Source organism: Candidatus Erwinia dacicola (assembly GCF_001756855.1).
GTDB classification, from domain to species: Bacteria; Pseudomonadota; Gammaproteobacteria; order Enterobacterales; family Enterobacteriaceae; genus Erwinia; species Erwinia dacicola.
Window position 1 is genome coordinate 1 of sequence record NZ_MAYS01000067.1, and the last position, 7305, is coordinate 7305.

Sequence of the window (7305 nt, forward strand, 5' to 3'; positions counted from 1 at the left end):
CCAAATAAAATGATTCTGCCTGACCTTTCCGTAGCGCACGCATCACTTCAATTCCTTTACATGCTGCGGACATTTACCTCCCCGCTTCAGCAATGCCAGCGCCCGCCCATACGTCGGGGCTTTATCTGTGTTGATCAACCGTGGAATTTCCAGGCGCTTCGTATTAGCTTCGTATTATTCAGAAGTTTACCCATAAAGCGATAGGCGGCTTTGGTGTGACGACGTGAAGACAGCTAAAAGCGCAGCCGCTTTTCCATCTCAGGTGCAGAACGCTGAACCCATCGATAAATCGTGGGGTGATCGACATTTACCCCTCGCTCAGCCAGCATCTCCTGCAGCTCACGATAACTGATGCCATATTTGCAGTACCAGCGGACGGCCCACAGGATAATATGACGCTCAAAATCTCGACCTTTAAATGGGTTCATGTGCTGCTCCTTCAACTAAACAGTGGCATCAGTTTACCATCGCCAGATCTTTGCAACAGTGCCTGACTCAGTGCGTAAAGTCGTGTGGCTGGCGATACAGGCAGCGTCGCAAAAATGGACGATGCCGCTGAGGGACTGGCGCGTGGCAATGAGTCGCTTTATTATTGAGTTCGGTAGTCGCCTGAACGACCACCTCTAAAAAGGCATTTACACAGAATTATGTACAGGGTCCTGACCCGCAGTTTTTGTCCGCCCGTTAATTGAAGGTATTACGGTTCAAATGGCTGATGCAAGAAATGATCGTGGCCGCACTCTGGGTAGTGGGTCAGGACTTCCGGGGTGTAGATCGCCCGGGTAAATCCCACTATTTCCCGACTCTGATACGCGCCGTGATGGTTGATATCCTGGAATACTTCGCGCCACTCCAGTTGACTTTTGTCGGTAATATCCGCCAGCTCTTTCCAGATGTTTTGGCGGATCACGCGCCTAAACACGCTGTCACCCATCTCCTGCTGATTTTCGGCATAGAGCTGCGGGCAAACTCTTTCAGATCGCGGCGTACGACACGGCTCACGTCATCAATTTCACTGCGCGTTAATTCCCCACGATTATTCATCTGCTGACGCGCACTCTCAACCAGCGCATCAATATCGCGTTCTCCGCGCTCAAGACGCGTTGTCAGTGAAGATATCAGCTCACGATAATTGAGCGACCTCGTTCATAGACTCTCCTTATTGGTTACGAAAGCGTTTCCTCTCATTCTAGCGCCTGCTAAAAATTTACCGTGTTTCAGCGATAAATTTTATCGCCGTGCTTCCAGCTTGCAGAGAAATGCCCACCATCAGGACGCTTACTGTTGTTGCCATAGTTGCTTATCAGCTATGCTACACGGATCTTCACGAACACGAAAAAATTGATACCAAGGACCACTGGCTACTATGCAAGAGCAATTCCGTCCGGAAGAGATAGAATCCCACGTCCAGCAGCACTGGGATGAGAAGCAAACGTTTAAAGTGACCAAAGAGGAAGGTAAAGAGAAGTATTACTGCCTCTCCATGCTGCCCTATCCTTCTGGCCGCCTACACATGGGCCACGTGCGCAACTATACGATTGGTGACGTGATCTCCCGTTACCAGCGCATGCTGGGTAAAAACGTGCTGCAGCCTATCGGCTGGGATGCTTTCGGCCTGCCTGCTGAAGGCGCCGCGGTGAAAAACAAAACCACACCGGCTCCGTGGACGTACTCCAACATCGACTACATGAAAAACCAGCTGAAACTGCTGGGCTTTGGCTATGACTGGAACCGCGAACTGGCGACCTGCCAGCCAGAGTATTACCGCTGGGAACAGTGGTTCTTCACCAAGCTGTATGAAAAAGACCTAGTCTATAAAAAGACCTCGGCGGTGAACTGGTGCCCGCACGATATGACCGTGTTGGCCAACGAGCAGGTTATTGACGGCTTCTGCTGGCGCTGCGACACCAAAGTGGAACGCAAAGAGATCCCACAGTGGTTTGTCAAAATCACCGACTATGCTGACGAACTGCTGAATGACCTCGACAAGCTAGAAAGCTGGCCTGAACAGGTTAAAACCATGCAGCGCAACTGGATTGGCCGCTCCGAAGGGGTAGAAATCGAGTTCAACGTTATCGACAGCGCAGAGAAACTGAGCGTCTACACCACGCGTCCGGACACTTTTATGGGGGTGACCTACCTAGCCGTCGCTGCGGGCCACCCGCTGGCCGTTCAGGCGTCAGTAATCAACCCGGCGCTGGCTGACTTCATCGCCGAGTGCCGTAACACCAAGGTGGCCGAAGCTGAAATGGCAACCATGGAGAAAAAAGGCATGGCCACCGGCCTGTTTGCTGAACATCCATTGACCGATGAGAAAGTGCCGGTGTGGGTAGCAAACTTTGTGCTGATGGAATACGGCACCGGTGCCGTGATGGCCGTACCAGGCCACGACCAGCGCGACTGGGAGTTCGCCACCAAGTATGACCTAGCCATAAAGCCGGTAATCCTTGCCGCTGACGGCACCGCGCCAGACCTGAGCGAAGCCGCGATGACCGAGAAAGGCACGCTGTTTAACTCCGGTGAGTTTGACGGCCTGTCCTATGAAGACGGTTTCAACGCCATTGCCAGCAAACTGGCCGACAAAGGCGTTGGCGAGCGTAAGGTCAACTACCGCCTGCGCGACTGGGGTGTCTCCCGTCAGCGTTACTGGGGCGCGCCAATTCCAATGGTGACGCTGGAAGACGGCACCGTGATGCCAACGCCAGAAGACCAGCTGCCGGTAATCTTGCCGGAAGATGTGGTGATGGATGGCATTACCAGCCCAATTAAAGCCGACCCTGAGTGGGCGAAAACCACCGTCAACGGTCAGCCAGCACTGCGTGAAACCGATACCTTTGATACCTTTATGGAATCTTCTTGGTACTACGCACGCTACACTTGCCCAGACTACGACAAAGGCATGCTGGACCTAGCGGCAGCTAACTACTGGCTGCCGGTCGATCAGTATGTGGGCGGTATTGAGCACGCCATCATGCACCTGCTCTACTTCCGCTTCTTCCACAAGCTGTTGCGTGATGCCGGGCTGGTGAATTCTGACGAGCCAGCTAAACGCTTGCTGTGCCAGGGCATGGTGCTGGCAGATGCCTTCTACTACAGGGGTGCTAACGGCGAGCGTAACTGGGTTTCTCCGGTTGACGTTACCGTTGAGCGCGATGAGAAAGGCCGTATTACTAAAGCGACAGACGAAGCAGGTCACGAGCTGGTTTATGCTGGCATGAGCAAAATGTCGAAGTCGAAAAATAACGGCATCGACCCTCAGGTGATGGTTGGGCGCTACGGTGCCGACACCGTGCGTCTGTTTATGATGTTCGCTTCCCCGGCGGAAATGACGCTGGAGTGGCAGGAGTCTGGTGTGGAAGGGGCCAACCGCTTCCTGAAACGCGTCTGGAAGTTGGCCTTTGAGCACACCGCGAAAGGTGCAACCGTCGCGCTGGACGTGGATGCGTTGGATGACGCTCAGAGATCCCTGCGTCGCGATCTGCACAAAACTATTAACAAAGTGTCCGATGATATCGGCCGCCGTCAGACTTTCAACACCGCGATTGCCGCGATTATGGAGCTGATGAACAAGCTAGCCCGTGCCCCGCAGGAGAGCGAGCAGGATCGTGCGCTGATGCGGGAAGCGCTGCTGGTCGTGGTACGCATGCTCAACCCGTTCACTCCGCACGCCAGCTTCGTGCTGTGGCAGTCGCTGGGTGGCGAGGGCGATATCGACAACGCACCGTGGCCGCAGGCAGACGAAGCGGCGATGGTCGAAGATTCACTGCTGGTTGTAGTACAGGTTAACGGCAAGGTGCGCGGAAAGATTAGCGTCGCGGCTGACGCTAACCAAGAACAGGTTCAGGCTCGCGCTGCGCAGGAGCATCTGGTGGCCAAATATCTTGATGGCGTCACCATTCGTAAAGTGATTTACATACCGGGCAAGCTGCTTAACTTGGTCGTGGGCTGATGTCAGGAGGAATTGTGCGACATCCGATAGTCTCGTTATTACTCGGCATGGTGGTGTTGATCACCGCTGGTTGTGGCTACAATCTGCGCGGCACCACATCGGTGCCGCCGGAGACGAAAACGCTGGTTCTTGACACGTCCGACCCGTATGGCCCGCTGACGCGTGCCGTGCGCGAACAGCTGCGTCTGAACAACGTCACCATCCTCGATAACGCGGCGGAGCGTACCGATGTGCCTTCTCTGCGTCTGCAGGGTAAGAGCCTCGAACGCGATACCGCGTCGATCTTCCAGGACGGTAAAACCGCCGAGTACTCGATGGTGATGACCGTGCGCGCCTCGGTGCTGGTGCCGAATAAGGGCATCTATCCGATAAGCGCCACCGTCTACCGTTCATTCTTCGATAACCCGCTAGCCGCGCTGGCAAAAGACTCCGAGCAGCAGATCATTGTTAATGAGATGCGTACTCAGGCGGTTGAGCAGCTGGTGCGTAAGTTGCTGACGGTGCATGCGGCGGAAAAGAATCCGGCCATCAATACGCTCGACAGCATGCCTTCAGCCGTCGATAACCTGCCGGGTGCTGTCAACAGCGTGTCGGACAGCTCTTACACACGATGATCAGGATTTACCCTGAGCAACTGGGCGCGCAACTCCGTGAGGGGCTGAGTGCCTGTTATCTGTTAAGCGGTAATGAACCGCTGCTGCTGCAGGAAGCGCAGGACAAGATCCGCGCCGCCGCCCAGCAACAGGGATTTACTGAACATTTCAGCGTAGTGCTGGAAGCGGGAACCGACTGGCAGGATATTTTTGCCACCTGCCAGGAACTCAGCTTGTTTGCCAGCCGCCAGACGTTACTGCTTATTCTGCCGGAAAACGGCCCTAATGCCGCCATGAGCGAACAGCTGTTCATGCTCTCAACGCTGCTGCACAGCGATATCCTGCTAGTGCTGCGCGCCAGTAAACTCACCAAAGCTCAGGAAAACAGCGCCTGGTTTAAAGCGCTGAGCGCCCACAGTGTGCTGATTCCCTGCCAGACGCCGGAACAGGCGCAGCTGCCGCGTTGGGTCGCCACCCGTGCTAAAAAACAGCAGCTGACGCTGGATGATGCCGCCAACCAGCTGCTGTGTTACTGCTATGAGGGCAATCTGCTGGCCTTGTCTCAGGCATTGGAACGGCTGTCCCTGCTGTGGCCGGACGGAAAACTGACGCTGCCGCGTGTTGAGCAAGCGGTCAATGATGCCGCGCACTTCACGCCATTCCACTGGGTGGATGCCCTGCTGGCTAGAGAAAGTAAGCGCGCACTGCACATCCTGCGCCAGATGAGTTCAGAAGAGAGTGAACCGGTGATCCTGCTGCGCACCCTGCAACGCGATCTGCTGCTGCTGGTGACACTACAGCGCCAAATGGCCAGCACGCCGCTGCGCACGCTGTTTGAACAGCACCGGGTATGGCAGAACCGCCGCACACTGTTCAGCGATGCGCTGCAGCGCCTGAGCAGCGCGCAGCTGAGTCAGGCCGTGCGCGTTCTGACGCAAATTGAACTGACGCTGAAGCAGGATTACGGTCAGTCGGTTTGGGCGGATCTGGAAACGCTGGCGCTGGTGCTATGCCATCCAGCTTTCCCGCCGAGTTTCTGCGATGGGTGACGCCATAAAACTGCATGCATTGCTCGGCGGCACTTTTGAACCGATCCACTACGGTCACCTGCAGCCGGCTGAAGCGCTGGCTGCAAAGGTCGGGCTGCAAAAAGTCACGCTGATGCCGAACAACGTGCCGCCGCATCGCCCTCAGCCGGAGGCCACGCCTGCACAGCGCGTGGAAATGGTCAGGCTGGCGATTGCCGGTAACCCGCTGTTCGAGCTGGATATGCGTGAAATGCAGCGCAGCACCCCCTCTTACACCCTCGAAACGCTGGAAGAATTGCGCGCCGAGCGCGGTCCGCGCCAGCCGCTGGCCTTTATCATCGGTCAGGATTCCCTGCTAACTATACATAAGTGGCATCGCTGGCAGGAGCTGCTGTCGTTCTGTCATCTGCTGGTCTGTCAGCGTCCGGGCTATCGCAGCGAGATGGAAACGCCGGAGCTGCAACGCTGGCGGGACGAGCATCTGACGCGCGACGCGCTGCTGCTGCAACAAACGCCAGCCGGTAAGGTGTTTCTCGCCGAGACTCCGTTGGTTGATATTTCGGCTACCGAAATCCGCACGCGTCGTCATCAGGACAAGTCAAGTAGCGACCTGTTGCCCCCGGCCGTCAGCGATTACATCGATCGCGAGGGTTTATATCGTAACCCGCTACCGCGTGATATGCTTCGCCGCTAATTTTTCGGGGCATTCGCCCAGCTAAAACATCATGTTACGCTTGTCGACAGCGCTTTACGCGTGAATATGCGATAACCCTTCAGACTTAAATCCCAAGGGGGGAACCTTTCTTTTACAAGGTCAAGTACTCCAAAACTTCGTCATTGATAAATGTGACGATTTAGAAGCTCAGAACATTATTGCTATCGACGTTCAGGGCAAATCAAGCATCACCAGCTATATGGTGATTTGCACTGGCACCTCAACCCGCCAGCTGGTTTCAATCGCTGAACACGTCGTTTAGGAAGCGAAGCTGATCGGTCTAAATACTTTTCGCGTTAACAGCCGTGCGCCAAGTGACTGGGTGGTGGTTGACTTCGGTGATGTGATCCTTCACGTCATGGAAGCAGAGAGCCGTAAGCTGTACGAACTGGAAAAGCTCTGGGGTTAAGCCGTGAAACTGCAACTGGTTGCCGTCGGCACCAAAATGCCGGACTGGGTTCAAACGGGTTTTCTGGGGCACTGTTGCAAAGATCTGGCGATGGTAAACTGATGCCACTGTTTAGTTGAAGGAGCAGCACATGAACCCATTTAAAGGTCGACATTTTGAGCGTCATATTATCCTGTGGGCCGTCTGCTGGTACTGCAAATATGGCATCAGTTATCGTGAGCTGCAGGAGATGCTGGCTGAGCGAGGGGTAAATGTCGATCACACCACGATTTATCGATGGGTTCAGCGTTCTGCACCTGAAATGGAAAAGCGGCGGCGCTGGTACTGGCGTCAACCTTCCGGTTTTGGCTCATGGCATCTCGATGAAACCTACGTGAAGGTCAACGGACGCTGGGCTTATCTGTACCGCGCCGTCGACAGCAGGGGCTGCACCATTGACTTTTACCTGTCTTCACGTCGTCACACCAAAGCCGCCTATCGCTTTATGGGTAAACTTCTGAATAATACGAAGCGCCTGCAAATTCCACGGTTGATCAACACAGATAAAGCCCCGACGTATGGGCGGGCGCTGGCATTGCTGAAGCGGGAAGGTAAATGTCCGCAGCATGTGC

Annotated in this window: 5 protein-coding genes and 4 pseudogenes; 7 read left to right on the forward strand and 2 right to left on the reverse strand. The window is 55.1% G+C overall.

Annotation, left to right across the window (positions count from 1 at the left end):
* Positions 1–428, reverse strand: a pseudogene (locus BBW68_RS15405) (DDE-type integrase/transposase/recombinase); the annotation flags it as partial.
* 61 nt (positions 429–489) lie between these two features.
* Here BBW68_RS15405 and BBW68_RS15410 point away from each other — a divergent pair.
* Positions 490–627, forward strand: a pseudogene (locus BBW68_RS15410) (IS256 family transposase); the annotation flags it as partial.
* A 70-nt stretch (positions 628–697) separates the two neighbouring features.
* On the opposite strand, the pseudogene BBW68_RS01785 reads toward BBW68_RS15410, so the two are convergent.
* A pseudogene (locus tag BBW68_RS01785) lies at positions 698–1150 on the reverse strand (zinc ribbon-containing protein).
* Between the two features lie 216 nt (positions 1151–1366).
* On the opposite strand from BBW68_RS01785, the gene leuS reads away from it, so the two are divergent.
* From leuS to BBW68_RS01815, 6 genes and pseudogenes are all read left to right on the forward strand, one after another.
* Positions 1367–3949 (forward strand): leucine--tRNA ligase, encoded by a 2583-nt coding sequence (gene leuS, locus BBW68_RS01790; protein WP_070133754.1) that lies wholly within the window; start codon positions 1367–1369, stop codon positions 3947–3949.
* Between the two features lie 14 nt (positions 3950–3963).
* The gene (lptE, locus tag BBW68_RS01795) at positions 3964–4563 is read left to right on the forward strand and encodes an LPS assembly lipoprotein LptE (RefSeq protein ID WP_070133755.1); all 600 of its coding nucleotides are present in this window, start codon (positions 3964–3966) and stop codon (positions 4561–4563) included.
* Complete coding sequence (holA, locus tag BBW68_RS01800; protein WP_070133756.1) at positions 4560–5591, forward strand: DNA polymerase III subunit delta; 1032 nt, start codon at positions 4560–4562, stop codon at positions 5589–5591. Before lptE ends, holA begins: the two co-directional genes overlap by 4 nt.
* The gene (gene nadD, locus BBW68_RS01805; protein WP_070133757.1) at positions 5584–6264 is read left to right on the forward strand and encodes a nicotinate-nucleotide adenylyltransferase; all 681 of its coding nucleotides are present in this window, start codon (positions 5584–5586) and stop codon (positions 6262–6264) included. The genes holA and nadD overlap by 8 nt, the downstream gene beginning before the upstream one ends.
* A 64-nt stretch (positions 6265–6328) precedes the next feature.
* A pseudogene (rsfS, locus tag BBW68_RS01810) lies at positions 6329–6694 on the forward strand (ribosome silencing factor).
* A 130-nt stretch (positions 6695–6824) separates the two neighbouring features.
* Positions 6825–7305 (forward strand): IS6 family transposase (locus BBW68_RS01815; protein WP_070133758.1); only part of this gene is annotated, 481 nt, incomplete at its 3' end.

Bases quoted from the DNA above. Each gene is read 5' to 3' on its own strand.
- holA (WP_070133756.1), top strand. From the start codon at position 4,560: ATGATCAGGATTTACCCTGAGCAACTGGGCGCGCAACTCCGTGAGGGG.
- leuS (WP_070133754.1), top strand. From the start codon at position 1,367: ATGCAAGAGCAATTCCGTCCGGAAGAGATAGAATCCCACGTCCAGCAG.
- nadD (WP_070133757.1), top strand. From the start codon at position 5,584: ATGGGTGACGCCATAAAACTGCATGCATTGCTCGGCGGCACTTTTGAA.